The organism is Streptomyces actinomycinicus, assembly GCF_016741775.1.
Classification (GTDB): Bacteria; Actinomycetota; Actinomycetes; order Streptomycetales; family Streptomycetaceae; genus Streptomyces; species Streptomyces actinomycinicus.
In genome coordinates, this window is record NZ_JAERRK010000018.1 from 120,401 (window position 1) to 147,322 (window position 26,922).

The 26,922-nt window shown below is 63.5% G+C and carries 22 protein-coding genes; 9 read left to right on the plus strand and 13 right to left on the minus strand.

Annotated features, from left to right (window positions below; all coding sequences use genetic code 11):
- Positions 1–120 precede the first annotated feature (120 nt).
- The 3 genes from JK359_RS28345 to JK359_RS28355 all read right to left on the minus strand — a co-directional run bounded on the left by JK359_RS28345 (position 121) and on the right by JK359_RS28355 (position 2,398).
- On the minus strand, positions 121–849 hold the full coding sequence (locus JK359_RS28345; protein ID WP_201841472.1) for a GntR family transcriptional regulator: 729 nt from the start codon (positions 847–849) through the stop codon (positions 121–123).
- 89 nt (positions 850–938) lie between these two features.
- On the minus strand, positions 939–1,376 hold the full coding sequence (locus JK359_RS28350; RefSeq protein WP_152889193.1) for an ATP-binding protein: 438 nt from the start codon (positions 1,374–1,376) through the stop codon (positions 939–941).
- A gap of 281 nt (positions 1,377–1,657) precedes the next feature.
- Positions 1,658–2,398 carry a GntR family transcriptional regulator gene (locus JK359_RS28355; RefSeq protein ID WP_201841475.1) on the minus strand — a complete coding sequence of 247 codons (741 nt, stop codon included), beginning with the start codon at positions 2,396–2,398 and terminating at the stop codon, positions 1,658–1,660.
- An 81-nt stretch (positions 2,399–2,479) separates the two neighbouring features.
- On the opposite strand from JK359_RS28355, the gene JK359_RS28360 reads away from it, so the two are divergent.
- Complete coding sequence (locus tag JK359_RS28360; RefSeq protein WP_201841477.1) at positions 2,480–3,577, plus strand: DUF1152 domain-containing protein; 1,098 nt, start codon at positions 2,480–2,482, stop codon at positions 3,575–3,577.
- A 30-nt stretch (positions 3,578–3,607) separates the two neighbouring features.
- Here JK359_RS28360 and JK359_RS28365 read toward each other — a convergent pair whose 3' ends face one another.
- The 5 genes from JK359_RS28365 to JK359_RS28385 all read right to left on the minus strand — a co-directional run bounded on the left by JK359_RS28365 (position 3,608) and on the right by JK359_RS28385 (position 9,002).
- Positions 3,608–4,180 carry a hypothetical protein gene (locus tag JK359_RS28365; RefSeq protein WP_201841479.1) on the minus strand — a complete coding sequence of 191 codons (573 nt, stop codon included), beginning with the start codon at positions 4,178–4,180 and terminating at the stop codon, positions 3,608–3,610.
- 697 nt (positions 4,181–4,877) lie between these two features.
- Complete coding sequence (locus tag JK359_RS28370; protein ID WP_201841481.1) at positions 4,878–5,861, minus strand: restriction endonuclease; 984 nt, start codon at positions 5,859–5,861, stop codon at positions 4,878–4,880.
- A gap of 345 nt (positions 5,862–6,206) precedes the next feature.
- Positions 6,207–7,070, minus strand: coding sequence for a DUF4365 domain-containing protein (locus JK359_RS28375; protein ID WP_201841483.1), 864 nt, complete (start codon positions 7,068–7,070; stop codon positions 6,207–6,209).
- A 241-nt stretch (positions 7,071–7,311) separates the two neighbouring features.
- Positions 7,312–8,523 carry a hypothetical protein gene (locus JK359_RS28380; protein WP_201841486.1) on the minus strand — a complete coding sequence of 404 codons (1,212 nt, stop codon included), beginning with the start codon at positions 8,521–8,523 and terminating at the stop codon, positions 7,312–7,314.
- Complete coding sequence (locus JK359_RS28385; protein ID WP_236678574.1) at positions 8,520–9,002, minus strand: DUF4365 domain-containing protein; 483 nt, start codon at positions 9,000–9,002, stop codon at positions 8,520–8,522. Before JK359_RS28385 ends, JK359_RS28380 begins: the two co-directional genes overlap by 4 nt.
- Positions 9,003–10,396: 1,394 nt before the next feature.
- On the opposite strand from JK359_RS28385, the gene JK359_RS28390 reads away from it, so the two are divergent.
- Both JK359_RS28390 and JK359_RS28395 read left to right on the plus strand, forming a co-directional pair.
- Complete coding sequence (locus JK359_RS28390; RefSeq protein WP_201841499.1) at positions 10,397–10,735, plus strand: hypothetical protein; 339 nt, start codon at positions 10,397–10,399, stop codon at positions 10,733–10,735.
- 1,636 nt (positions 10,736–12,371) lie between these two features.
- Positions 12,372–13,700 carry an AlbA family DNA-binding domain-containing protein gene (locus JK359_RS28395; RefSeq protein WP_201841501.1) on the plus strand — a complete coding sequence of 443 codons (1,329 nt, stop codon included), beginning with the start codon at positions 12,372–12,374 and terminating at the stop codon, positions 13,698–13,700.
- A 278-nt stretch (positions 13,701–13,978) separates the two neighbouring features.
- Here JK359_RS28395 and JK359_RS28400 read toward each other — a convergent pair whose 3' ends face one another.
- Together JK359_RS28400 and JK359_RS28405 are read right to left on the minus strand one after the other, a co-directional pair.
- Positions 13,979–14,377, minus strand: a complete 399-nt coding sequence (locus tag JK359_RS28400; RefSeq protein WP_201841503.1) for a hypothetical protein — start codon at positions 14,375–14,377, stop codon at positions 13,979–13,981.
- A complete protein-coding gene (locus tag JK359_RS28405) occupies positions 14,377–16,008 on the minus strand; it encodes an AbeC-like domain-containing protein (RefSeq protein ID WP_307788309.1) in 1,632 nt (543 codons plus the stop codon). Before JK359_RS28405 ends, JK359_RS28400 begins: the two co-directional genes overlap by 1 nt.
- Before the next feature lie 832 nt (positions 16,009–16,840).
- Between JK359_RS28405 and JK359_RS28410 the strand changes: the two genes are divergently transcribed.
- The 4 genes from JK359_RS28410 (at position 16,841) to JK359_RS28425 (ending at position 20,800) form a co-directional block, all read left to right on the plus strand.
- Positions 16,841–17,287 carry a helix-turn-helix domain-containing protein gene (locus JK359_RS28410; protein ID WP_236678575.1) on the plus strand — a complete coding sequence of 149 codons (447 nt, stop codon included), beginning with the start codon at positions 16,841–16,843 and terminating at the stop codon, positions 17,285–17,287.
- Positions 17,221–17,811 carry an IS630 family transposase gene (locus tag JK359_RS28415; protein WP_201841615.1) on the plus strand — a complete coding sequence of 197 codons (591 nt, stop codon included), beginning with the start codon at positions 17,221–17,223 and terminating at the stop codon, positions 17,809–17,811. Before JK359_RS28410 ends, JK359_RS28415 begins: the two co-directional genes overlap by 67 nt.
- 137 nt (positions 17,812–17,948) lie before the next feature.
- Positions 17,949–19,325 carry an IS1380 family transposase gene (locus JK359_RS28420; RefSeq protein ID WP_201841507.1) on the plus strand — a complete coding sequence of 459 codons (1,377 nt, stop codon included), beginning with the start codon at positions 17,949–17,951 and terminating at the stop codon, positions 19,323–19,325.
- A gap of 482 nt (positions 19,326–19,807) precedes the next feature.
- Positions 19,808–20,800, plus strand: coding sequence for a DUF3644 domain-containing protein (locus JK359_RS28425; protein ID WP_372445495.1), 993 nt, complete (start codon positions 19,808–19,810; stop codon positions 20,798–20,800).
- A 248-nt stretch (positions 20,801–21,048) separates the two neighbouring features.
- Here JK359_RS28425 and JK359_RS28430 read toward each other — a convergent pair whose 3' ends face one another.
- Positions 21,049–22,242: a DNA cytosine methyltransferase gene (locus JK359_RS28430; RefSeq protein ID WP_201841618.1), complete on the minus strand. Its 1,194-nt coding sequence runs from the start codon at positions 22,240–22,242 to the stop codon at positions 21,049–21,051.
- A 137-nt stretch (positions 22,243–22,379) separates the two neighbouring features.
- On the opposite strand from JK359_RS28430, the gene JK359_RS28435 reads away from it, so the two are divergent.
- Both JK359_RS28435 and JK359_RS28440 read left to right on the plus strand, forming a co-directional pair.
- Complete coding sequence (locus JK359_RS28435; protein WP_201841511.1) at positions 22,380–23,588, plus strand: restriction endonuclease; 1,209 nt, start codon at positions 22,380–22,382, stop codon at positions 23,586–23,588.
- A 633-nt stretch (positions 23,589–24,221) separates the two neighbouring features.
- Complete coding sequence (locus JK359_RS28440; RefSeq protein ID WP_201841513.1) at positions 24,222–24,749, plus strand: hypothetical protein; 528 nt, start codon at positions 24,222–24,224, stop codon at positions 24,747–24,749.
- A gap of 454 nt (positions 24,750–25,203) precedes the next feature.
- Here JK359_RS28440 and JK359_RS28445 read toward each other — a convergent pair whose 3' ends face one another.
- Both JK359_RS28445 and JK359_RS28450 read right to left on the minus strand, forming a co-directional pair.
- The gene (locus JK359_RS28445; protein ID WP_201841516.1) at positions 25,204–25,371 is read right to left on the minus strand and encodes a hypothetical protein; all 168 of its coding nucleotides are present in this window, start codon (positions 25,369–25,371) and stop codon (positions 25,204–25,206) included.
- 436 nt (positions 25,372–25,807) lie between these two features.
- Positions 25,808–26,884: an RICIN domain-containing protein gene (locus tag JK359_RS28450; protein ID WP_236678576.1), complete on the minus strand. Its 1,077-nt coding sequence runs from the start codon at positions 26,882–26,884 to the stop codon at positions 25,808–25,810.
- Positions 26,885–26,922 lie beyond the last annotated feature (38 nt).

Sequence of the window (26,922 nt, forward strand, 5' to 3'; positions counted from 1 at the left end):
AGTTCTCCTTCTGAGATCGATCAACCCGTCACCTGACAGGTTGACTTAGCAAGTTCGAAGTTAGAGTTGCCAGGTTGACTTGTCAAGTGCGATCAAGCGTCAACAGCCCTTGTTCTGGGCTCAGTTCAAGCGGTACGTGTCTTCAAGCTCCTGCCCATCGGCAGGAAGCAGCACGTCGGAAACCTGTAGTGCCTGGCCCGATGCATCGAAGGCGATGACCAGGACGCTGAGCACAGGAACCCCGTCGGCCAGACCCAGAAGCTCAGCTTCGCCGACATCGGGCAAACGGGCAGAGACCCGCTCCGTCACATGGTCGAAGCGGACCTTCTTCCGCCCCTCCAAGTGCTCCCGGACCCCGGCACTCAAGGGCTCGGAGCTCCCGAGCTCGGTGCCGTCGACCAGGCCGACAGGGAAGTACGACGAAACGAGCTCGACCGCCTCCCCCTCCTCCTCGACCAGGAACCGGCGCATCAGGACTTCAGCTCGCTTCGGCAGCCCGAGCACCGAGGCGACACGCGCCGGAACGGGCACGCGATCCACCGCGGCCAGCCGCCCCGGAGTCCGCGACTCATCGCGCTCCAGCGCTTCCCGCCCACGCCGGTTCTTCTGCTCGACGACGGCCGGCCGACCACGCACGATCGTGCCGAAACCCTGCCGGGACTCCAGCCAGCCGTCCCGCTTCAGCAGCTCCAGAGCGCGGACCACGGTAGGCCGGGACATCCCAAACGCCTGGACCAACTGATTCTCGCTGGGCACCCGAGTGCCTGGCGCGTACGTGCCATCCTCGATGCGGCGTTGGATCGTCTGGGCGAGGCGGACGTACTTAGGTGCCTCCACTTCATACGCCATGAATGCCGCCCGTCGAGATTGGCCAAGTCAACTGGTCAACCAGACTAGCGATAAATCCAATTACGCAATACCACGGCACCAAGTCCGCTTCAGTCAGGCCAGGCATCGGCCATCACGAAGGAGACGACCGTGCCGCCGAAACGGCTGGGCCCGCACCGCCAGGACTCCGCGACGGAGTCGACGAGCAGCAACCCACGCCCGTGTGCGTCATTCGCCTCGGGACGCCGCAGTCGCACGTTCGCCGGATACCCCGGATTGTGCACGTCGACGCGGAGCGAGGCCCCTTCACGGAACCACTCGACCCGGACGATCCACGGGTCGTCCGACCGGCCGTAGACGACGGCGTTGGTCACCAGCTCGGAGAGCATCAGCACGCAGTCGTCGACCGAGCAGGCCGGGTTGTACGGAGCGATGAACTTCCGGAACCAGCGCCGGGCCCGGGGTACGGACTCCGCAACGGGGTGCAAGGTCATCGCACCGAGCCGCGGTGAGTCCGCAGAGGGATAGCGGTCGATCGTGTAGCCCATCCGCGTTCACTCCCTGCCGCTGCCGTCGCAGTCGAGGCAGCGCCGTTTCGATATGGGACGGACACGGTCATTGACGGTGGAGAGTGCCAGGTCCGTACGGGAGCCGACTCGCTTCCAGCCGCGCCCACGACATCCCCGGCAAGGTAAGTGCGCGCCCTGATCCGGCCGCCGACTCGTCACGCCGTGCCCCTTTCATGAAGTGGCCTTAGCCACTTACTGGATAGTGGCATTAGCCACCTGTGGGATGCAAGCGGTTCGCCGAAATGGCGAACCGGCAGCCGTCAGGTGAGGGGGTAGCCCTGCTCGAACGCCCAGCGGTGCGGCGGGTAGGTGGCCTCGGCGAACTCCAACGGCCGGTCCTGGAGGTCGAACACCACATGGTGCACAATCAAGACGGCCGACCCTGACTCCAGTTGGAGGTCTTGCGACTCTTCGTCCGTCGCCTCTCGAGCGCACATGCGGTCCTCGGCGTAACTCCCTTGCCGTCCCGTCATGTTCTCGACGTACATCAAGGTACCTTCCTGGATCCGCTCAGGCTCCAGGAGCTTGGGCGCCCGCTGCCCGACGTCCGGCGCGAACCACGAAGTGGACAGAGTGATGGGCCCGTCCTGGTTGTTGGTCACGCGCCGGCGGTGCACGGCCCGACGATCCTTCACCAGCCCCAGCGCCTCAGCGACGTGATCCGGAGCCTCCAGCCAACCGGCCGAGGTGATCACCGCATACTCGCCCGAGGTGTAAATCTTCCCGGTCTGCCGCGCCCGGCCGTACAACTCCCGTGCCCGACGATTGACTTCGAGGCTGCGCACGTACGTACCCGACCCCTGCCGCTTCTCGACGAGCCCCTGATGGCTCAACGCTTCCAGGGACCGCGCGGCCGTCGGCCGGGACACCTTCCAAGTGGCCGCGAGTTGCCGTTCCGAGGGGACCTCATCCCCCGGCCGCAGGTCGCCCCGAAGGATCTGATCGCGGATGAAGTGAGCGATCTGGAGATACTTCGGCTGCGCCTCCTCGATCTGAGGCATGTCCCCTCCTCGTTCAAGTGGCTATGGCCTCTAGCCACTATAGGGTGAGTGGCTAGGGGGCGAACCCGTAATGTGGGGCGCATGACGCGGTTGATCGTCGCAGCAGGAGGAGGGGGCGACGCAGTCGCCGCCGCAATGCTTGACGCCGCTCTGTACGGCGACGAGCCCGACCATGCAGTGATCCTCACGTACGCGTGGGACCGCTTGCTGATCGATCCAGTACCGGGCCCACGAGGCCCCAACAACTTCACGGGCCTCGAACCCGTCACGCCCGCAGTCTGGTCGGTACCGGCCAACGCGCGCCCGATCGCGCCGGCGGGATCCACCCTCCCCCGACTCGCGGCAGAGCTCCCGCACATCTTCGCTCTGATCGACCCCCGCCACGGAGCCGAGGGCATCACCCGCCAACTGGAGGAACTGATCGGCCACTTCAAGCCGACCACGATCGACCTGCTGGACGTGGGCGGCGACATCCTCGCGCGAGGCGACGAGCCGACGCTCAAGAGCCCTCTTGCCGACGCTCTGACGCTGGCAGCGTGCTGCCAGGTAGACGCTCCCATTCGGCTACTGGTCGCCGGCCCCGGCCTGGACGGCGAAGTCCCCGTCGACGACATACGCAGCCTGTTCGGCCCGCTCGTCCACAAGTTCACCGCGGAGAACACGGACCCGATCAGCTCGGTCCTGGAATGGCATCCCTCTGAGGCAACCGGGATGCTCGCCGCAACTTCAAGAGGAGTCCGAGGCATCTGCGAAGTCCGAGACGCTGGCCTCCCCATCCCCCTCACGGACGAGGGCCCCACGGTCCACGAAATCGACCTGGACGACGCCCTGAGCCGCAATGAATTGGCCCGCGCGGTCATGGCAACCAACACCCTGGACCAGGTGGAGGAACTGAGCCGCGAGATCTGCGGCTCCTCGGAGATCGACTACGAGCGCAACAAGGCCCTTTGGCTCAAGGAGCAACAGCCGACGAGGCTCGACCCCGAATCGGTCTCACGCCAACTCTCCCGGTTCGAGGCAGAGGCCCGAAGCCACGGAGTCACTCACACGACGTTCCGCCACCTCACCGAGGTCTTGAACCTCGACGGCTCACAACGCGATGACCTGCGCCAACTGCTCATCAACAGCCGACCGGAGCGATACACAGCCCCACTGTGGCACATCGCCGCCGCCACCTAAGCCGCTGAGACGGCACGCTCACTCGGCTGGTTACGGCTGAGGCGTGTCTGCATTAGGATCGCCAGCCTTGCGCATCAGCTCGCGCATCCTTTGGTTGAACAACGCGCTTAGCGGCTCCTTGTCTACATCCACACCGTCATCCGGGACAAAGTCCCAGTCATAACCGACGCTGCCAGGTCTGCCGCGTTGCTGGAGCACCCTAACGCCACGCCCGTCTCCGAACTCGATCCGGTGCTCCGCCACGGTTCGGTCCGGCACACGTGCTTTAAGCGCAGGCCCGAACAGCGCCACCGCGTTTCGCCCCACCGGCATAAGGGCAACTGTCGTACCGTCCCAGAGACGGATCTTGACCAGCCGCGCCAGTCGATCAGCGGCATACACCGCGCTGGCGACGAGATCAGCGGGGTCAGGACGTTCCTTGAAGTCCACGTCTGATATCTCTCTGACCGGGAGCCGGTCAGTGCCGCCACCGCGCTGGATGAGGTACAGCGCCCTGTCGGAGAGAGCGACATGAACTCGCGGGCCACGGCCGCTCAGGATCTGGAATAGATCGGAGCCGCCTTGGCAGATGTCGACCTCCAGAACGATCTCGCCGGGCTCCATGAACGGTGCGAGTCTACGTTGCGCGCGAGCCACAGCCCGCTCCTTGAACCTGAGAAGCACCAGGTGAATGTAGCTCTGAAGCGTTGGTACGGCGAGCAGATGCACAAATCTCGTGGTCCAGTCGTAACGACGGCAAGTCCTCTGCAGCAGTGCCTACTTGCTTAGGAGCCGCCGACACGCGCCAGAGGCCACCTGAGTAACAACCTTCTTCACGGGTTCAAGGCACCCGGCTCCGCTCCGCTCCGCCGGGCGCGCTTCCCGGCTCCGCTGCGGGCGCCGCTCCTGCCTCCGGCCCGCTCCGCCCGCGCTGCGCCGACGCGCGCCCACGTGTGGATAGAGCCGGTAACCATGAGTCGATCACCGCACATCGCGGTCCCGGTCAGAACAATGCCTCCGGCGGGGGATCGGCCGGCACCGGGATGGAGGAGGGGCCGTCGCCGACTGCAAGTCCGATGTGGCGTGCGCGGGGAGCTCTCATCCCGTCCGCCATCGACCCAGGCAAAGCCGAGCAGACGCGGCCCATGGCGTCCAGGTCGTTCGTACAGTGGCGCGCTCCACCTGGACGCCATGAACCACGCCCGCTCCACGGTGTGTGGGTCGACGGCGGACGGGATGAGAGCTGGGGTACGTGGGGGCGAAGTCGTGAATGTTCGCTATAGCGCGCCAAGTCCCCGCGGTTTCGGGCCGTCGTGCAGTCCTACCGCGAGGACCCTGATCCGGGCAGCCACGTGCCCGAGCCGGGTGTGCGCATCTCCGTCAGCCAGGCGACCAGTGTGTCGCGATTCGTCTCCTCTATTGGATACCCACGCGCCTCAACCGTGTGACGCGCGCCGGGAGACCACGACGAGGTAGTGGCCACCATGCCCTGACGGGCGCCTTCAAACATGACGTCCGTAGCGAGGGCTTTCACCACGACACGGTCCACCTTGCCCCGTGTGCGTTTGCACTGCACCAGCATCACGGCTGGGTCGCTTTCACCGGCCTCCGGATCCCAGGCCCGCACATCGACGCCTTCGTCCCCACGGCCTGGGCCGAGCTCCACTCGGAGCCCTTCCCGTCTCAACCGCTCCGCGACAAGCCCTTCGAACTGTCGCCAGTGCATCTTCTCCAAGGCTGAGGTGTTGGTGTTCAAGAAGTCTATGAAGCGCTGATCGAAGAACAGGCCAAGCGGCAAGGGCAGCGCTTCGGAGTCAAAAAGATCACGAAGCTCGATGCGAGAGGTGTACTCGTTGCGCCGTACTCGTGACCACGGGTTTGCCACGACGTTCCGATTGATCAGCAGCAGCAAGCGAGCTGCGATCATCACACCTCGTGAACCCCACCGTTGCCTAACCTCATCGATTAGCGGAGTCGGATCGATGACGTTGGATCCGGGCGGGGGCGTCAACTGCGGGAAGCGCTCAAGGGTGTAGTCGAGGGCCCCGGGATCTTGCAGGAGATCTGGAAACTCCCGAACGAGCTGAGGCATGACTGCGGGCGATGCCAGGGCGTCAGCCGCATCAGCATCGCCGAACGCTGCGAGGAGGCTTTGGGCAAGTTCTTCCATCGCCTCCGACCTATAGCTGTAGATGGCATTCATGTCTTCCGGCCACAGCTCTACGATCCCCTGGGCTATAGCCGCTTGTACCAAGTCCTCCTCAGACACAGTCAGCCCAAGCTTGAAGCCGACCAGCTCCGCCAAGGAATCGACGACGTTACGTCCACTGATCCGGATTCTCCCCATACGTCTCCTCCCCTGCCTGCGTTACACGTGCCCCTCGGTCTCGTGTGCGTCACGCTGCACCAAGTGTGACAAGCGCAACCATCGCATGCTGCCAGAGCGCAGAGAGGCATCAGAAAGTGGCCGTCTGCCCCTCTCCTGCCCAATTAAGGGGGGAAGTAACGGGACCACCGGGTGGCAGCGGTAGCCAGACATAGCGCCGGACCGGGAATTCCCTGGAGTGGTCCGCAACGTTCCCCCGACGGTCATAGCGGCTGACAGCCAGCAGGTCACCCAATTGGGTCTGTGGCACTAGCAGGGCCATCTCTAAGCCCGAAAGACTGACCCCTTTTTTGCCCATTGGATAGCGTCCACGATCGCATCTTGCAACGCTTTCCCTACGCCATTTTCTCGCCAAGCGACGACATACACGGGAGGCGTTCCGTCGCCACCAGACCGCTGAGCAACTTTCCCAATAGCCCGAGTTCCCGTATAAAAAATGACAAGCGGCGAAAAGCTGCTCCGATATTCAGTTGCGATTCTTTGCACCCCGGACGGCGACCCCTGCAGGGCGAGCCGGACGCCGATTTCGCCACTCAGGGCGCCATCCATTACCCACAAATTCAAGTCCCAGGGGCCATCAAATTGATTCTTATCCACGACGACGCCTGGCACCATCGCGCACAATCGCGCAGACAGCAAATGTTCGAAGTAGGCCGCGCGTTGCGGCTCCCCTGTGGGGGGCGCAAAGGCCCAGTCTTCGAGGGCGGGCACCTCCGATACGGAACGCGCAACTGATCTAAGTACTTGCGTAGAGTGCGACGTAAGACTTTGAAGACGGGGAATTTGGATCTTCGCGTGTTTCCCTGTCGACTGAACGGTTTGCTCATTGACGTGCTGCCAGTAAACCATCTTTTCTGTCGGATGATAAAGCATCACGACAACTGGGAGTGAATGCCCAACCCAATAGGAGGTATGTTCGGCGCTACAACCGAACCACCAGCCGGCGTCCGAAGGTCTTCCGAAGTAGCTGAGGCCGGACTTGATCTGTACGCCGATAAGTCTGCCTGTTGCCTTAGAAGTTTCGGAGTCCACGATTTCAAGCTGCGCGTCGATCCCGAAATCGGCTGTTTCCTGCTGCCGAAATAGCCAGCCCAGTTCAGTGACAACTAGGTGCTCTATCCAAGACACGCCAGCCCGGTCAACTTGCTGTGTGGGCTTTACACGCATACCCCTGCTCCCTTAGCCAAATTAAGCGCGCATCCCCCGTTCGATACCGTGCTCCTCGCCCGATACCCTGCTTCATCGTGCCTGATCACGGGAACAGTTGAGGGCTGCTCAAGGCCCCAAACTAATGTCAAACGCACCTGCGCGAGCCAGAGCCGCGGGCTCGTGGAACAACCGGTTTTCCTGCCGCGATAAGCGAAGCCTTTCAGAACAGACCTTCTTGTTCCCCAGGCTCAATAGTTTCACCGGAACTCTCCGGCCGGATTTGCACGAGTTCCAAAATCTCGGGGTCATATAGCCAAAAGTAGCGCCCCTCTACTTCTTGACGCCCTCGGATTCTGAGGGCCAGATTATTCCTGTGCGCATCAACCGCCAGGTCGTAGTCCTCAACCTTGAGTCGAACGCGCATCTTCTTGGCTCTGGACCCACTGAAAACGTCAAGGCGCACAACTCCAGGCTCCCCCGGCTTTGGTCGCTCCAGTTGAGTCACCGCCCCGAGAACTGTGACATATTCGGCAGCGGCAGTGGCGGCAAAGATGTTACCTGCTGTCTCCAGAGCTGAATAATCCGAGGGGGAAAATTCCAACCTATGCCGTTGCGCTGGTTCTCCGCGAAGCAGGTCTTCCGCCGAGTTAAGCTCTACTTCGATCTCTGCCCCGTCGGAGTCTCTAATTAGAGCACGCACCGCCTGGGTTAATTCGTAACAAAAACCACGCCTGACGTTCTCAACGAAGCCATGTGTAGACCCAGAAGCCTTGAAGTGGTCCACAGACTCTCGGGCTGCCGAGAGGGCATCCACCATGCCCAGTGTGATATCCCGGCCCGTATGACGCCCCAGCAACGGCATCGTTTCCCCGGGATTGATCTTCCTCTCCGTATACACCTCTTCCGGGGGCACATAGGCGGTGATTACGTAGCTACCTACCTCAGTCTGGCCCATAAGAACCGAGTCGAGGAAAGACTTAGCAAGGAAATAGTTAGCGTTACCGAAATAGGCAGCCTTCGACTTCCGCGTCTTGGCCCCTACCACCATGGACTTCTGTGCGCCGGCATGCAGGTCCTCGCCAGCAGTCCAAGGGATCGTACCCCTTTGGCTGCGCGTCTCTTTGTGGAACTTTACTTCGTCACCCAGAGAATGCAACGTGGCGGCACGTTCCAACAGGGAGCGAATATCTCCATCTCCCATTTTCCAGGCTTGCGCAACCGCTTGACTCAGTAGCTCAAAGTAGTCCTCTGTCTCAGCATCCTGAGGGAGGAGGACACCTCTTACTCGCTCGCCACCTTCCGAGATCGGACGCCAACGGCTATACAGATTCCCTTGTCCTCCATACTTCTGCCACCCGTTATTCTGGAGCGCAAGAGCTAATTGCCGGTCAGTGAGGTGGCGCGCAATTTCTCTGAAGTCCGGCGCATTCACGGCCTACCCCCCTTCCCTATGCGCTCCATAATCCCACAAAGCGCCTTATCGTCAAATATTCGATCAGTTGACACCCTGACGGATGTGTACTCTTCTCCTGACGGCTGCTCACCTGTAACACTGCGCCAGTAAGCACAGTGACGCAGCTTGAATATATCGTGAGTAGCCTCGACCCAGGCCGCGATATCTTCAGGAACTATCATCGCCACCAAAATGCGATGAACGGTCACCTTCTGACGCGCAAGAAGCTTGAGCCGATCATTCGATAATTTCACGGATACAAACCCGTTGGCCGGATTGGGCCCGCAGGTCCAAGTGCTCTTGAGCTGGATCTTTAGATCGATCTGACAGTCTGCCTCGTGCAGGTCAGACGCATGGGTTATCACCCAGTCAATCCCGTCGTCGGGATCGGGCTTCGCCATGGTGCATCCTGCTGCAGCAGCTACCGCTCTTAGGTAACCGTCCTGGAGCATCTCCATGCGCTGCTTCTTGGGCAGGTCTCCCCTTAGAGGCGCGACTGGCAGCGCCCCGCCAACATCGATCATGCATCCCCCCAATGCCATATCGCGTAGATCACATGCTAAAGCGGAGGCAGGGTGAGCGGTAGGGCAACGACCTGCCCTCATGACTCCTGGTTCGACCTGGATCACCAATCGTGAACCACCCATGGCGCCCGCCTTCGTTTGACCAGCCGCCCGGTGCCAGACCGTCGCCCGTCCGCGAGCGCGACCGCCCACGGTGACGTTCGCGGCCTCCGCCAGACGCAAACATCCAGTTCAGGGCACCCGGCGGAGGCCAGTAGAGGGCTAGGTGATGCAGATCACGAGTTGCTCGTACTGTAAAAAGGCCTGCCCCAAGCCGCGAAGGGTTGATCGGGAGATGTGCTCCCACCGACCCCGAACGGGGCGTGCATGAGGAAGAAGAACAACGCCAAGCACGCGCGCGGTAACAGTGCTTGGCGCGACACAGCGGGGCGCACCGGTCGCGCACTCCGTCGCAGTGCTTACCGCGCGGGCGGTCTGCTTGTCCTCGCAGTCGCCGAGGGGGTGGGTGAGGCCGTCGCATCGACGCTGCTGAAGTAGCGGACAGCGGAAAGAGGGAGGGGCCCGGGTGCGCACCCGGGCCCCTCCCGTGTCGACGGCGCCGCGTCGCGTACGCGGCACAAGGTAGGCGGGATCCCTCCGACCTGTTCGGTCTGACCGTCTCTGTGGTCTGCTGACATGCTACTGCAACTATCCTTGGTAGAAGGAGATTTGGCCGGGCAGCAAGAGTCGTACCGAAATTCGATCGACCTGCTGTTCTGGTGCTTCCACAGCTTCGTACTCAGAGGGCCAAACAGCACGAACGACCCGTGATGTTGACGGACACCCAGGGACTTCAACCACCGGTGGCACCACAGCCGGAGAGGTCAGGTGCGCTGCCAATCGCGTTCGGGACGAAGAGGTCGTGCCAGACGCGTGCCAGATCGTGCGGGGAATCACGGGGAACAAGAGGGAACCAAGACGACGGCCACCAAGAGCCAACGCCGTTTCACTGCAGGTCAGATCAGCAGTGAACCCCAGATCGCCTCAGCTTCCCAGGCTCAGGGCGCAAGCATCCCGCCGGGAAGGTCTTGCATGGACCCGCGGTCGTATGCTCAGCCGACTTACCACGTCCACTCCGGGAGGAAGCCGTGCATCGCTTCGTCGCGTTGGTGGTGTTGGCTGGCACGTGCGCTGTCGGCTGCTCAAACACACCCGCATCAAGCCACACGCCGTCGGCCAGGACACCTGTGTCATCGACCAGCAGCGTGCCATCAGCCTCTCCGACCGTGCCAGCCTGCGAGGCATTGGCCCGAGCCGACCAAGCGCTGTCCAAGTCTGGTGCGCTCCTGGTGACTGCTGTATCCCTGAGCGACGAAACGCTGACCGCAGCCGGAAAGATCGTGAAGCAGGCTCAGGACCTGAAGAGCGTCTCCGAAGCGGTGTGCGGGCTTGAGACCGGCAGCGCCGGCAAGCCGAACAGGGAGACCGTGTGTCACGCAGCCAAGGAATTGGACCGCGACGGTGGCATAAAGGCTCAGACCGAGGCGGAGAGCGCAGCAGATGAAACAGAGCTGGCCCAGGCTGATGACATAGCCACGTTCAAGAGGCAGTTGGATGCCGTCGCCGCCCCTGCGAGTGCCGGCACCATTGCTCTGCTGGCCAACTATTGTGACGATCCGCTCTCGTAGCTGAATCTACAGTGCGTCGATCACGGCCGTGCAGGGCCAGGGAGCCCCTCCACGCCAACCTGTACGGCGGATCCAACGAGCCGATGACATCAAGCTTGAGTAACCGAGCGCGGACGCCGAGCCTCCGCTTGCCGCACCATTGGCGCACCAGACCGGGCGGGGTGCAGCGGGGAATCACGGTGAAAGCGGCCCAGCCCCAGGCAGCTGGAATCCGGCCGTTTGTCCAGGTCAGTGCCGGAACCGACTGTAGATGATCTCAGCTTCCCAAGCTGAGGGCTCCGGTCGCCGTGACGGGCCCGCCGTGTCCACTTGCTCTGGTCGACGACACACCCCGATAGCCTGGCTGAGGCCGACGGGGGTGCAGCGAGGCATACGCGTGCGTGGTCGGCCGACGCACCCGCCGTCGTAGCTGACTGTCTTCGGCTGAGGTTCGTGCCACTGCCGTGCCAGGTCCAGGGGTCAGCAGGGGTGTCTCACAGTCGAGTTCTCGGCAGTTTGATCAGGTGTCGAAGCTCCAGGTCGGTGCCCCGCTCCCCCGCCGCTTTCCTGAAGCGGGGTTTTCACAGTGCCGAGCTCAGAAAGCAGTCTCTGCACATCTCACGGGGACCCAGCGGTGGGGGGACGAGAGGAAGAACCTGCTGTATTGCGCTGATACCCTCGCCCAGATATCCCGAGGTCGTGACGAATGGCAGCATGGAAGCCATCACGCGATATCCGATACCTCCTATATGCCTTTTCCCATTCCGTTGCGTCCACGTCAATCAATCCGCGTGCGTAGTCACTCAGTTGCCATATGGCCGAGCGAAACGCATGTGCAGCCCTACCAACTTGCTCATCTCCGAGCATTTGTACCGTTTCGTATGCGAGCGCCAGACTCCTATCAGATTTGGCGATCTCGTTCATCCCGTCTTCAACAGAAACGGGAGGGGGTCCTTCGAGAAGATTTCTTGTCGTAGCAAGCGAACGCGCAGCCCCAACCTGAACATGTGCTACATGGATTAGCTCTCGGTACGCCTCGAATCTGCGCTGGCTCCACTCTCGTTGCACATCCCGCTTCCACCGGAATCGCTCAGAAAGCGCACTGCCGGCAAAAGAGACGACCCCGCCGATCACTACACCTATCAGGGCTGGAAGTTGAACCGCCAAGCTCACGTTTCCCCCAAAGAGACCGGTAGCCCTCGATCGAACTGCCCAACGACTCCTCTGCCTGTGCCGCCGAGTAGTCTGCCCCGCAGTGCGCTTGCCCAGCCCTTCCCCCGCGGTTCAGGGTCCTACGGCACTCGCCAGGCCGGACAACGCGGGCAAAGTTCCCACAGGGCAGCGCTCAGGAGACCCTCACTGGTGGTTCCTCCGCACGCGCACAGCATCGGGTGAGTGTCTAACTGCGTGACAGCGACGACAAACAGCGGCGGACGCGTGCGAACGTCTGCGGACCATCAGCCCACGTGGGAGGCACACCAGCCCAAGGCATCGCCCCCACTCAAGTTGCTTCGGGACGAAGAGGTCGTAGCTTCAGATCCGTCTACACGACGCTGGTAAGAGGCCCGTCTCGGCGTCTCCTATACCCCAGCACCCCGTTAGAGTCTGATCGCCAACTGTGATTTTGGAGTCCTGGGGCAGCAAGAGGGGGCTGGCAATGGGTGCATTCACCATAGAACTCGACGAGGTCGCCAACACACTCAGGCGCTCGGACGGGGACGCGTATGTCCGTGTACTCGCCCTGCGGCGAGGAGCACGCTGGATACTCCACAACTGCTGGGCCTTGATCGGCGCTGAACCACCGGGCTGGGCCGAGACCGTGTGGATGTATGAGGAGTACGCCTTCCTTGCAGCCCGCATGACCGCCGCCGACCTGGCCGTGATGTGCTCTCGCGAGGCTTGCACGAGCATGGTGGTTGGCCCGCTAACGGTCTGGGTGCCGGGAGCCGCAAGTATGGTCAGCGCGAGACGGCAGCCAGGCTACTCCCTGCACGACCGACCGCAGTTGACCTTCCCCGTCACTCAGTACACGGTCGCACCGACCGACCCGGCAGACCGTCAGTTGCCGCATGCGCTGCTTGTGGGTGAAGGGGACGCTCCTTCGTTCCCAGAGCCGAACAGCGCCTGGCGGGCGTTTTTCGAGGGCGACTTTGCTCTTGCCGGAGCTCGCACTCCCTCAAGCGAACTGGCCACGGTGCGCATAGCCGAGCAGGGAGCTTGGATCGGTAGCGTGCACATAACCGCGACCGAGCTCAAGGTCACCGTTGAGGGCGACGATGTGCACAACGTCGATCTCGAGCTCTATGGGGTAAAGGGACGCACCGTCCAACGCATCGACACTCCCGGCCGCATCGTCATTCCGTTGCCTCATGGCCTTCCTGCAGACGCATGGCTTTGGCTGAAGCAGGGAACGACCTGGCTCGACTACCGCTCCATCGATCCCTCCTCCGTCTGGACGGGCGATCTACGGCGGGCCGGCGTGGAGATTGACCTACCAGTCGACCCCGTGGCGACGCTGGAGGCGCTCATTACTTCGGGTGAAGGACCACGCCTGGAGTTCAAGCAGATGCTGCCCACCAGGGACGACCGTCGCACCCTCAAAACAGTGGCTGCGTTCGCCAATGGTGACGGCGGCGCCATCGTCTTCGGCATCCACCGTGACGAGGTCACAGTCACGGGCATCGCCGAAGACAAACCCAGCACCAGGATGCGCGACGAGTTCGGAAACCTGGTACGGGCGACGGTCCAGCCAACTCCCGACTTCGAGATCAAGGAGTACCGGCTAAACGGGAAACTGATCTTCATCCTGGAGGTGCACCCGGGTCAGAGCCCGCCCTATGGCCTGGTCACACCGGGCGCCCGGGACAAGCAGCCTGAATACTTCGTACGACGGGGGTCCAATACATACGGTGCACAACCGGATGAACTACGCGCGATCGTACTTCGGAAGAATGGACAACAGAACGATTCCGCCAGCTGGCAGTAGGCCGAGGCCTGATGGGTTGCTCGCCGTGGACTATGTGTGGACGAGCCAGGCAGTTGACCAGGCGAAACTCACCCCAGGCAAGGCCCCTCACGGAGCCTCTGGTACCCCTCCTGGGTCGCCTGGGTGAGGAAGGCCGCGGCCATGGCGGTCGCTACGAACGTCACTTCGTCCACTTCGTATTCCCCCCAACTGGTCGCGGCACTGTATCCACGCGCGCCGCAGGCGGCGGCCGGAACGGCTCATCCCGCATCCAAGGCCGGCTCAAGGGGCGAGCGCCCTCAACTCAGCAGCCCACCAATGGCGTTAGCGAGAGCTTCGCCTCCTTGCTGGACTGCGGTGCCCACAACAAGCGCGGGCAATGCCTGCGCGATCCCGCGCAGTGTGCCGACCTGCGGCGCATCGGAGGTCGCGAGCGAGGTGTCGACGGTGTCCGCCATCGCGCGCAGGACCGTCGCGTTCTGCAAGTCCGCCGCGTTGCGATCGACATCCGCGCGGAACGCGGCGAGGAGGCCGCGCACAGCTTCGATATCGACCGCGCCCTGAACCGAGGCAGACTGATGGATGTTGGAGATGTTCTGCCCCACCACGTTCTGCAACGGTGCGTTGTTGTTACCCCCGATGCTGATGCCCGAGCCATGGCCCGGGTCCGGCTCGGGGCGACGCCGTCCCACAACCACTACTTGCCTCCCTGATTCTTGTTGTCCTGGCCGACGCCACTGATGCCACTGCCGGCGACGTTCTGGATGGGAGCGTTGTTGTCCCCATAGACGAGGATGTTGTTGGTCACGGTGGCGACCTGCCGTTCGTACGCAGCCAAGTCGATTCCCTGCTCGTCGAGATACTCGGCGACGGTCCGGAAGACACAGGACTGCATCAGAACCACGTGACGCTTGGCATCGTCGCTCTGGTGCATGTCGGTGACTTCCTCGGTGGAGTACCGGTCGCGCAGGCTCACCGGGTCTTCTTCCTCCGCACGGCCCTCGGCCTTCTCACCGAGGCGGGCGACCAATCGCCACACGGCCAGGGGGCCCATGGCCGTGTCCAGGAGCGACTGCGCAGCAAGCCACCTGAGCAGACGTGCTCCGCGTGTCCGGGCCGGTGCGGCGGTCACCCGCAGCTCGTTGTAGAGCGGTGTCATCACGTGTGGACGAATGGTCAGCCGCAGCTCGCCGGCCTCCAGTGCGGCATGCACGAACACACTCACCACGATCTGTCCGTCCCAGCTGATGCACTGGGCCCGCAAATACAGCCGGTCCGGCACACCGGAAGGGGACCTGCGTCCCAGACCGCTCAGGTCGGGCAGCTCCACCTTCGTCTCGCGGGTGCGCTGCAGCCATCGGGCTGCCGGCAGGCCGAGTACGCGCTCCATCGAGAACCCAGGGAGTGGATCTGTGATCTCCCGAGCGCCGCGACCCAGTTCATTCAGGGCAGTGCCCACGCGTCGGAGAAGTTCGGCCTCCCCGAACGGCCTGACCGACTCCTCGGCGTCCTTGGGCTTCAGTGGGATGCTGATGCGAGCAGGTCCCCAGACATCGCGTCCGGCACCGACGAACTGCTCCGAGGCGTCGTAGGGCAACGCCAGCTGCGATTGATCCTTACTGATGTCCGACATCCTGCGTTTGGCCTTCGCAGCGGCCCACGGCAGGTCATCGGACGACACGCCCTCCCGCGCCAGGGCACCCAGCGCAGACCGTGCCACAAGCCGATCGGCCGCATAGGCCAGTGCGACGACAGCCGCCAACCCGAGAGGGAGTAGGGCCAGTTCGAGTCGCAACTCGAACACGTCGCCGTCAACGGGTCCGTACGGCAGGAGTGCGAGCAGCCACGGCATGAGCAGCACGACATACGCCAGGCGCCGCGAAGGTGCCCACCGCGTCGGGCCGACCCTGCGGATGGCACGGAAGGCAGCCCACCGTAGGAACAAGGCGACGATGACGGCCGCAGCCCAGATCGCGAAAGCCCACGGCACCGCGTAGGCGACGAGCCCACACAGGACCAGGATGCATGCGCGCCGTGCCCAACGGCGGCGCCGCGCACGAAGGCTGTGCGCCGCCACCGGAACAAGGTCGAAGCCATACGACGGCACAGGCAGCGGCGGACCGTGCAGCACGTGGTCGACGACCCACAGCGCAGTCGGTTCGCCCAGAGGCGGACAGTCGTCGCTGCCCTCCAGATAGATCGGCCGCCTGGTACTGCGCCGAGGCTTCTTGGCCTTCCCCGCTTTGCCCCGGATCCTGCGCCACCACGCCTTGACGGCCTTCACCCGATCTGGACGCGCATAGACCGCCTGACACAGCAACCGCGTCACTTCGGACGATGTGGGGTCCACCTCCGCGGGCCGGTTGGCCCCCGAGGCAACAGGGCTCGTCTGAACCGGGACAGCAGGCCACTTGGCCTCCTCCGCCCGCGCCCTCCCCCGAGCACGCGCGCCCCACCCAACCGCCATCCCGCTCCCCCGTTCATCGACAGGCGGGCATCTTCACGGTGGACAGCAAGAACCGCCAGACCGCAAACGCGACAATGTACGCAACCTCGATGGATAGCTAAGGATTGGCCGAAACTGGTGCACAACTTGGCAAGTTCATGTCAGAGAACAGTGACTCCGACCGAAGGGCGACGACTCCATAGGTTCGCCCGACGGCACTTCACATGCGCGCCGTCGGGCAAGTTCAGCGCTCCAACTGCGTTGATCGGTTGAGCGATCGCAGGTCAGAGACCCGGCGTGTCACTTCTTCGGCTACTGATCACCCTCGGCAGCACTTGACTTGCCCATTGCGCCTCCACCGACATCACGTCACCGGCTGACTACAGTGCCACCCCGCTAGCGAAGAGGGATGGGCCGAGAGTTCTGGCCCGGCCCTTACGAGTCTTCGTTGTCGTCATTGACCTCCTCTTCTGCTGGATTCCTCTTTAGCTGGGTATATGTGCTGGTGGCGGGGTGGTTCGGGTGCTCGGGGGCGGGTGCTGGACGGTGGTATTACGAGCACGGCCGAGCCGTGACATGAGCGAGGAACGCGTCGTGCTTCGGCTGTCGCGAGCACGTAAGGCGCCGCGTGATCTGGCGGTGCGGGCTCGGATGGTCGAGTTGAGCTGGTCGGGACAGCGAGTGCCGACGATCGCGGACGAGTTGAGGTGACGAGTTGAGGTGCAGTCCCAAGACGGTCCGCCGCTGGTTGCACCGCTTCAACCGCTTGGGCCTGGACGGGCTGGAAGACCTGGGTGGACAGGGCCGCAAACGGCGGATCACCGAGGCGGAACGCTCCCAGATCATCGGCCTGGTCAAACAGCCGGCACCGGGCCGGCTGACCGTGCAGGCCGACGGGGAGCTGGCCGCGGCGGACGCGGCTGGGCCGCCGGAGTGGACCCTCGACGCGCTGGCAGCCGAGGCCGGGCGGCTGGGCATCGAGATCGGCCGCAGTCAGGTCCGCCGGATCCTGCTGGCCGAGGGGGTGCGCTGGCGTCGCACCCGGTCCTGGACCCGCTCGAAGGACGCGGACTTCGAGGGAAAAGGACAAGGATCATCGAGCTCTACACCTGCCCGCCCGAAGGCGCGACGGTCGTCTGCGCCGACGAACTCGGACCGGTGATCCCACGCTCCTTCCCCCCGGCGCCGGGCTGGTCGCCGGACGGCCACCGCATCAAATCCGAGGTCGACTACGGTCGCGGGCCGGAGAAGACCTGGGTCTACGGCGCTCTGCGGGTCAGGGACGGGCACGAGGTCACGATGACTGCTTCCTCCCGTAACAGTGCCTTCTACCAGCAGTTTCTCCAGAAGGTCGAGGCAGCCAATCCCACCGGGGACATCTACGTCGTCACCGACAACCTGTCCTCGCACAACAGCCTGTCCACCCGGACCTGGCTGGAAGACCACCCCCGAATCCGGCACGTCTTCATCCCCGTCGGAGCTTGCTGGCTCAACCTTCAGGAAGGCTGGTGGCGCATCTTTCGCAAGGCTGCTCTCGCCGGCCAGTCGTTCGCCGGACCACCCGAGATCGACCAAGCAACCCGCCTGGCAACATCCCAGCTGAACGCCCGAGCCCGGCCCTGGGTATGGGGAAGACCCACACCGCCAACCCGGGCACTGCGGCGCCGATATGTGTACTCCGTTTGAGGAATCCAGCACTAGCCTCGCGCTTTCATGAAGCGGGCTGTCCGACAGGCGGTCAGCCAAGCAGAAAGCGCCCCTGACCAGCGAGAATGAGGATTGTCTAGGTCCTTGTTCCCGCTGAATTCAGAGGCACTTTCCAGGTGAAGAAGCCTACCGGCTCCTACCCCCATGTCCGCGTCCAGGGGAACGGCCGGGCCGTGGTCTCGCAGGCCGGTTCGATCCTGCTGGTCGAACCTGTCCACAAGACCGGCCTTGACCAGGCCATATCCGCAGTCCTCGCCCCCTGGCGGAAGCCCCGAGCCGTCCACGACCCCGGCAAGATACTCGTGGACCTCGCGCTGGCGGTCGCACTGGGCGGGGACTGCCTCGCCGACATCGCCCTGCTGCGGTCCGAGCCGACTGTGTTCGGGCCGGTCGCCTCCGACCCTACGGTCTCCCGGCTGATCGACACCCTCGCTGCTTCGGGCGAGAAGGCGCTGACTGCGATCCGCACTGCACGTTCCGAAGTTCGCGAACGTGTCTGGGCGTTGGCCGACGACCAGGCTCCGGATGCCGGCGGGCAGGTGATCGTGGACCTGGACGGGGTCCTGGTCATCGCCCACTCGGACAAGCAGGACGCGGCTGCGACCTGGAAGAAGACCTACGGCCACCACCCGCTCATGGGGTTCGTCGACCACGGCCCGGGAGGAACCGGAGAACCCGTTGCCGCTCTCCTGCGCCCTGGCAACGCGGGCTCGAACACGGCCTCCGACCACATCACCGCCACCCGCCTCGCCCTCGCTCAACTGCCGGGGACGTACCGGAGAGGACGGCGGACGCTGATCCGCTGCGACTCCGGCGGCGGCACTCATGAGTTCGTGGCCTGGCTCGCACAGCGGGGACGCTGGCTGTCCTACTCGGTCGGCATGACGATCAGCGAGGCCATCCACCAGCACGTGCTCAAGATCCCCGCATCGGCCTGGACGCCGGCCGTCGAGAGTGGCGGCGAGGTGCGTGACGGGGCCTGGGTCGCCGAACTCACCGGCGGCCTGCTCGACGGATGGCCCAAGGGCATGCGATTGATCGTCCGCAAGGAACGGCCGCATCCCGGGGCCCAGTTGAGAATCACGGACGCGGACGGCATGCGGATCACCTGCTTCGCCACCAACACCGCCAACCGGCCGATCGCCGAACTCGAGCTCCGGCACCGGCTGCGGGCCCGCGCGGAGGACCGCATCCGGGCTGCCCGGGCCACTGGCCTGCGCAACCTTCCCCTGCACGACACCGCGCAGAACAGGGTCTGGCTGGAGATCGTCCAGATCGCACTCGACCTGCTGGCCTGGATGCCCATGCTCGCCCTGACCGGCCAGAGTCGGCTCTGGGAACCGCGCCGCCTGCGGTTCCGCCTGTTCTCCGCGGCCGGTCAGCTCGTCACCACCGGCCGGCGCCGCATCCTCCGCCTCGCCCGCCACTGGCCCTGGACCCGTGAGATCGCAGACGCCCTCGAACGGCTCGCGCTCCTGCCGAACCCCGGCTGACCAGCCAGTCCGCCCGTTTCTACGACAAGAGCATCCAGGCCGGAGCAGTGGAACCCGGCGTCCACCCGAGACGACACCCGGGCTCTCGGCCTGCCCGCCCTCGGCCACCGACAACGAAATGGGCCGCCGACGGAATCGGCGGCCCATCACGAAAGATCGAGGCTAGGCCCAGGCACGGAAGCCCACCGCGGTACCCCCGGTCCGCCCACACATGCCGCAGCGGAGGAACATCGGCAGCCTGGGAGAACACACCACGGCGCCATCACCAACGCTCGCCGGGCTCACGCAAGCCACCAGGACAGTGCCGAAGGTATCGACATGCAGGGGGCCACCGCGGTCACTGGCCCGAACACTCCGACTGTCCACGAGGGTGCCCTGGATTGCCGGAACCAGCGAACCGAAGCAGCTCCGTTTAGCACCCTCTCCCTGGGCGTACTGTGCACGTAAGGAACCGTCTCAGGGAGGGGCGGGTCGGATCGGCGGTGGTCTGGTTGAATTATCAGGGGTCTTGGCGTCGACTGTTCGGAAACAGTAAGGCCGCAATAATTGGCGCTATCGAGATATACAATAAGCCGCGCTTCGAATACAGGGATGAAGTTTTCGTGATTCTCCTGATGAACGCATGGGAGCTTCTCTTGAAAGCGATCGTGTCGAAATCTGGATCGCGCATTTATTACGCCAAGAAGCGGGGTGAACCCTATCGCACCCTCACCAGCCAGGATGCCTTCAAGGTGGCGGCGAACAGCTCGCTGTGGCCAAAAACCATTCCCTCTCAAGCGGTCGACGCAAACATCGAACTCCTTAGCACCTACCGTAATAGCGCCGTGCATTTTTACAACGAAAAGGCCTTCTCTGCACTCATATACTCCCTCGCCCAAACGGCCATACTGAACTATAGGGATCTCGCTTCGCATGTGTTCGGGAAGGACATTGCTGACGAGATCACCTGGCGCATCATGCCTCTGGGTATAGAGAACCCGATAGACCCGGTCGAGTTCATGAAAGGATCACCCGGTTCGTCGCCGAAGAGTCGCGCGGTGCAAGACTTCTTGGCTTATCTCAAGGAGAGGACCGATGCCCTGGAGTCGGATGGGATCGACACCCAACGCCTCCTTACCGTCTTTGATGTGTCACTCCAGTCCGTAAAGAAGATCGATCGATCCGACATCGTTGTTGGCGTAACCTCCGAGGAGCTTGCCGACTCCGTCGTAGTCTCTCGGAAGGTAGACCCAAATGTTTCGCACCCATATCGACAGAAGGATGTCTTGCCGAAACTGAAGCGTCCGACTACCAGTTACGAATGGCAAGCCGTGACATTTATTCACGAAATGCGCGAGGAGCCCAGGTATTGCTGGCGCGACAAGGATGCAAACCTCGTCAAGTGGTCCCCTGATGCGATTCAGTACTTCAATCGCCTAACTGAAACTCAGATCGGGAAGGCCAAAGAGGAATACTCTTCCAGCTTTCGTAAGTAGAGAGCCAGCCGCGCGTAGCTGGCTTCACTCGTAAATAGGGGAAGCGGTCACCAGGTCGCTTCCCCGTATGGCGCTCCAAGGAGGCAATACTGTCGCCCCGCTCCGAGAAGCTGACCTTTGCCCAGCTCGCGGCATGCGCACTGGCGATAGGGGGCTCTGCGGGCCGCGTGAGGGGCTCGGAGCGACTAGGGCAGCCAAACCGGTGACAGGTCGGCAACGATCCCCTCATACGAGGCTATACATCAGGGCTAGCGAACCACAGTCCGCTCGTTGGCGCTCGTACCGAGTTCAAGTCGGTCATGGATGACGCCGGCCAGTGCCTGGGCAAGGCCGACCGGGACGGCATTGCCGATCTGCTTCGCAATCTCGATCTTCGTACCGTGCCACAAATAGCCCTCGGGAAACCCCTGAATTAGAGCGGCCTCATAGTGAGTGATCGGGCGGTGCTCTACGGGGTGGAGGTACCGGCCCTTCTCAGGCTTGAAGAACTCGGTCCGGACGGTAACCGATGGATGGCCTAGCTTGAGACGCCCCATGACGTCTCCCGATCCGCTGTTGTGTCCGTCCCAGCTTGCCGTACTGAGGTACACCTCTCGGCCGTCGATTAGCGCCCACTTCCCGCGTAGATCCTTTCGGTTGCCGCCCGGCGGGATCACCGCATAGCGCGCCAACGACAGTGCCTGCGGCACTCGACCTATGTGAAGTTCAGTCGTCAGGAATGGGCCGGGTATGCCATCGGGACGGGAACGTTCAGGAAGCACCGTCTCCTTGATCGACAGACGGTCTGAACGATCGAACACTTCGTCAACGGGCACCCATGGCTGGAGCATCGCCCTGCCGTCAAACGGAAGGAAGTCACTCGCCTGCTGAAGAGCGTTCCGGCTGTGAGTCGGCGGGGGCAGCGGAATGGACGCACCAAGCGCCCGGTGTGTACCGATGACTATCGTTCGCTTCCGCGCCTGGGGCACCCCGTAGTCAGCCGCGTTGAGCAGTCCCTCGACGAGGGTGTAGTCGCTCAGCGGTCCACCGGGCTTGACTGATTCCAGAAGCCCTTCGTACTCGTGCGACTTCTTGAAGCGGTCTACGTTTTCGATGACGAAGACCTTCGGCTGAACGGTGCTGACGACTCTGACGTACTGCCGCCAGAGGCTGTTACGCGGATCGTCCCAGCGTCCCCCCTTGTTGTTCAGCCCTGAGAAGCCTTGGCAGGGCGGCCCTCCGGTGATGACGTCGACGCTGTTCGCGAAGGGGTCGGGGTCGAACTCTTCGATGTCCAGGTTCATCACGTCGGCTGAGGGGTGGTTGGCCTGGAACGTTGCCAGCGCTGCGCGGTCAAAGTCCACCGCTGCGATGGTTTCGAACACCGTCCGGGAGCCGACACCGCCGGGGGTGTAGGAGCGGAAGCCCTCCGAGAATCCGCCGCATCCGGCGAAGAGGTCCATCACGCGCACAGGCTCCATCAACCATCCCTCCAAGGTCATCCAGCAGCGGGGATGGATCTTACGTTCCGCCACTGACACCAGGGGTGCGAGGCTGTCAGCCAACAGGGGTGTCAGTGAGGCCTGGTAGACCTAGCAGCATGACCCTTCCTGCCGATGCCGTACCGCACGTGGCCTTCTCCGACTTGGAGACCGCCGACCTTCAAGTCGATGCGCTCTACGCAGGCGGGACGAGCGGCAACTCTGGCGACGACCCGATGTCCAAGCTCATAAAGGGGATCGGTAACCAGGGAGGCTTCCGGTATGCCGGCTCGCCGACGAATCGCACGGTGAAACTCGCCGTCCTCTACACCAGCGGCGGCGAGGTCGACTGGCCGGACTACCTAGATGTACAAACCGGGACATTCACCTACTACGGTGACAACCGGAAGCCTGGGCAGGGTCTTCACGAGACCCCGCGTTCGGGCAACGTCCTGCTGCGTGATGCCTTCGCGGCCTCCCACGAAACACCAGCCGACAGGGCCAAGGTGCCCCCGTTCCTCCTATTTGAGAAGGCTGCAAGGACAGGCCGTTCGGTGCTCTTCCGCGGGCTTCTGGCGCCCGGAGGTCCCACGATGACCTCTGACGACGAGCTTGCCGCCATCTGGCGGGCTACAGCGGGCAAACGCTTCCAGAACTACCGCGCTCACTTCACCGTGCTCGACACGGACCGCATTCCGCGGAGCTGGATTCAGTACGTGCTGGCAGGCGGCGATCCACTGGCGGGTGAGTGCCCCGAGGTATGGCGGACCTGGGTTGAAAGCCGGGTCTATCGCCCCCTGCTGGCTCCTGCCACCACCACCATCCGCTCCAAGACGGACCAACTTCCGGAAGACATCACCGGTGTGGCCATGCTGGAGGAAATCCGGGGGTACTTCCGCGGCCGCGAGCACGATTTCGAAGCATGCGCGGTTGCGATCTGGCGACTCATCGCGCCGAGCACAGGTGCAGTTGACGTGACCCGGCCGAGCCGCGACGGCGGACGGGACGCAGTTGGTACCTACGTCCTGGGGCCGGTGGCAAACCGCATCGCGATCGATTTCGCCCTTGAGGCCAAGTGCTATGCCCCGGACAACTCGGTAGGGGTGCGCGAGGTTTCCCGGCTGATCTCCAGGATCCGGCACCGGAACTTCGGCGTGCTGGTCACCACCTCGTTCTTCAACAAGCAGGTACAGGACGAGGTCCACGAAGACGGCCACCCCATTGCCCTGGTGTGCGGACGAGACATCATCGACGCGCTCCGCCAGCAGGGGCGAACGACCGTGAGCTCCGTGCGGCAGTGGCTCAAGCAGAGCTTTCCCCAGTCCTAACCAACCACAGAACCGCGGCCTATCCGTGGACTGGACGGACTAACCCCGGCATCATTGCGCCTCTGACCTGCGTAGACACCTCAGAGACACGCGCCCTCCGGAGCCGTGTGCGCAGGTTCGAATCCTGCCGGGGGCACTCGCCCAGGATCAGCAAGAATCAAGCGCTGACCAGGGCGGATGCCGACAGAAGAGGGCGGGAGTCAGTCTCACTGACTCCCGCCCTCTCTCGTTATCTCTCAGCATTCGCGACACACCTCCGACACACTTCTAGCCTGCAGTTAGAGACCGAGCAGCGGCGCCCGGTGATCGGCACGCATGCACCGCGCATGGCCAAGACATCCGGGCGGTAAGGGAGGGGTTGTGGCGGGCAATAGCGCAGATCGGCGGACGAGACTCAGGCTGGCACGCCAGCATCCTCGGCCAGGCCGAGTACGCCCTCGGGACCGCGCCGATACGGAGGCCGCCGGGCAGCCAGCAAGCGAGCCTGCGGAAGACCCGTCGACGAGCCGATGGAGAGCTTTCGTAACGTGGTGGCGCGGCGTTGACTGGGCCAAGTGGGGAACGATCGCCGGCATCTTTGTGGGGGCTGTCGGGCTCTTCTGTACCGCGATTGCGACCTATTACGGCGCTCGAGTGTCATCCAACGAGCTCGATCAGGCCAAGGATGAAGCGGCGGACCGGGCCCGGAGCCAAGCCACCCGTGTGACGTTCTGGAATGACGACGCCGCGGACGGCATCCCTCAGATGCACGTCATGAATCGCTCTGCGGACCCGGTTTCCGACGTTGTCGTATTGGCTCGAGCCGGTGTACCTCGGACGGATAAAACCACGCCCCTGGGGCCACAATCCGACAAATTCATCCTCGCCATCGGTAACATCGCCCCCTGCACGGACTTCACCATCACGGCAGACGCCCTCGTCAACAAGAACAGCAAGCAAGTGCTCTTCTCTGAACATGTCGTGGCTCTGGAAGTGGTATTCGTAAGCTTCGACGACAGTGGCGGGGCTGAGTGGGTCAGAACAGTCAAGGACCTACTCAAAGCGGACGACCCCTCCGTGAACGCGACGGTACAGGTCGAGCCTGACAAGATACCGCAGCTGTTCCTCGCATCGGTGAGGGTGCAACAACCTCAGCGGGCCGCGTCATGCGACAGCGCCTAAAAGCGGTAGTCGGCCGACCGCACCTAGCCTCCCTTTCGGTGATCTCGCTTGGCCAACGGCTCACTGCTTCCAGCTTCCGAGGATGGCCCTTGGCCGACGTAGGGCGCCATGGGGAGTGTCCCACGTGTCCGGCTGTCCGGGTGGAGCGCTGACCTGCACAAATGGGTGGGACAGCGAAATTCGCCGATGTCCCACCTGTCCGGCCTGAGTACCAGGCTGCAACACCCCGGGGTGTTGCAGCCCCTCACGTCGTCGCTTCCCGCCGGGCCTCAACAACCGGAGGCGAGCCCTCCGAGTGTGTGAGGGGCGTGTGAGCGAGACGAGATCACGCGCCGCGCGCGGCTCCTTGCAGGTCAGAGTCATAATCAAGCACGCCACGAGCATGCTCTCCGGAGCCGTGTGCGCAGGTTCGGATCCTGTCGGGGGACCCGTCATGAGGCGCCCAAAGACCCCGTCACCAGCAGAGACGCATAGGTGGGCCGGCCATGAGGGGCCATGCGCGTACCTCATCCTCGGTCAGCGGCCGTATGAACGGACCGTCGTCGGTGTCCGTGGCCTCGGTCATGAGGGGAAGGTCCAGCACGGTGGCCGTGCCGCCGGTGAAGATGGATTCCCGGGTCATGCCACAGCTCCTCGACGGACCGGCCCCCGAAACCGTAGTTGTCCCGCGCCAGTTCCTCTTCCTGGGACTGCCGGAACGCGGCCTCCAGATCCCGCCGATACGGGCCTGTGTCCTGCCATTGGTCGCCGCCCATCCCTGGCCTCTCCCCATGTGCCTGTTCGACCGAAGGCACAGCGTAGGAGACGGCACGGACAGTGTGCCGCGTCCGATCTCTCGTGCTCGCGCAACAGCTCCTCGATCTTCCGGCGAGCGGGCAGGCCGGCTGACGTCGGGGCACCAGGGAGGCAGTAGTCCAGGGTGGCAGGTTCAGTGGCATCGGGCAGGAGGTACGGCGCGCTTGCAGCTGTGCCTGGCGCGGCCCTCCGTCGCCCTTTCGGAGACGAAGGAGAGGCCGTTCGTGGCGGCGTGGTTCGAGTCGTCTCGGTGGGGAGGCCGGTCACCGTAGGGCGAAGTTCTGCGTCCAGTACACGCGGTTCTTGTGGCCGTTGGCCGTACCTACGCCGAGGACTGTGTACCGGCAGTCGGTGATCGCCATCTTGTGACCCCACTTGGATGCCTCATCGTGATTCATCCACAGGTCCATCGCCCCCGCGTACGACTGGTTCGTGCCGTAGCTCCAGTTTTCGGGGCGCTGCGCTGGCTCGAATCCCGCTGATTGTACGCGTCCGGACGGCATCGATCCGTCAGATCCTATGTGACCCCGTTTTTGTCCTTCCGTCTGCGCGTCGATCAGTTTCGCGTAGTTCACGGCCAGGTCCGCACTGTGTTTTCGGGCCACTTCGCTCAGCCAGGGGTCGAGGCGCACGTTTTCCGGGTGTGCGCAACCGGCAGCGCGTCGCGCCTGTACGACCTGGTCCACGAGAGCTTTGGCGTCGGGCTGGAGAGGAGGAAGTGCGGAGGGTTCGGCGTACGGGTCCGGGTGCCCTCGACCCGATTCCAGCCTCCATGCCTGGTTGACCCACTTCGGATCGTCCGTGGTCTCTGCGCAGGACGACCATAGTTGAACCCTGGCCCCCTCTCGCGGCGGATTCGGGAAGTCCGGGTTCGCCGAGTCGAGGCATCTCCCGTTCCACTTGCTCCGTATCAGGTATCCGGCCACACGCTCGCTACAGCCGCCGCCTGGTGGACACCCGTTCTTCAGGTCCACGAACTCCCAACGCTGAGTCGGGGTCACCCCGCACGTCGCTTGGAAGACGGCGCTGCCGTAGTGGGTGAGGCATTTGTGTGAGTGGCGAGCGATGATTTGGTAGCCCTGACCGCCGCCCACGTCCCGGATGTCGAACTGCTGGTTCGTCGCGGAATCCCGCTGTGGATAGACGACCAGGCCTTGATACTCGTCCGATCGCGCCCCGATCACATCCAGCACGAGCCCGGAACTCTGGGAGTAGATGAAGACACCCAGGTGATTCGCCGAGGCGGGCGCGGGTGTGAGCAGGCCGATCGCCACAAGGAGTGCGGCCGCCACAGACGCTCGCAGTGCCTTCCGCCTCATGAGAGACCGATTCTTCCTCATGGCTGCGTCCACCTCATGACGTGCCGCTCACAACCCCT

What these genes read in the sequence shown, in the direction of transcription:
- JK359_RS28345 (WP_201841472.1), bottom strand. Translation starts at nt 849, where the DNA reads ATGGCGTATGAAGTGGAGGCACCTAAGTACGTCCGCCTCGCCCAGACG.
- JK359_RS28350 (WP_152889193.1), bottom strand. Translation starts at nt 1,376, where the DNA reads ATGGGCTACACGATCGACCGCTATCCCTCTGCGGACTCACCGCGGCTC.
- JK359_RS28355 (WP_201841475.1), bottom strand. Translation starts at nt 2,398, where the DNA reads ATGCCTCAGATCGAGGAGGCGCAGCCGAAGTATCTCCAGATCGCTCAC.
- JK359_RS28360 (WP_201841477.1), top strand. Translation starts at nt 2,480, where the DNA reads ATGACGCGGTTGATCGTCGCAGCAGGAGGAGGGGGCGACGCAGTCGCC.
- JK359_RS28365 (WP_201841479.1), bottom strand. Translation starts at nt 4,180, where the DNA reads ATGGAGCCCGGCGAGATCGTTCTGGAGGTCGACATCTGCCAAGGCGGC.
- JK359_RS28385 (WP_236678574.1), bottom strand. Translation starts at nt 9,002, where the DNA reads ATGGAGATGCTCCAGGACGGTTACCTAAGAGCGGTAGCTGCTGCAGCA.
- JK359_RS28395 (WP_201841501.1), top strand. Translation starts at nt 12,372, where the DNA reads ATGGGTGCATTCACCATAGAACTCGACGAGGTCGCCAACACACTCAGG.
- JK359_RS28430 (WP_201841618.1), bottom strand. Translation starts at nt 22,242, where the DNA reads ATGGACCTCTTCGCCGGATGCGGCGGATTCTCGGAGGGCTTCCGCTCC.
- JK359_RS28435 (WP_201841511.1), top strand. Translation starts at nt 22,380, where the DNA reads ATGACCCTTCCTGCCGATGCCGTACCGCACGTGGCCTTCTCCGACTTG.
- JK359_RS28445 (WP_201841516.1), bottom strand. Translation starts at nt 25,371, where the DNA reads ATGACCCGGGAATCCATCTTCACCGGCGGCACGGCCACCGTGCTGGAC.
- JK359_RS28450 (WP_236678576.1), bottom strand. Translation starts at nt 26,884, where the DNA reads ATGAGGAAGAATCGGTCTCTCATGAGGCGGAAGGCACTGCGAGCGTCT.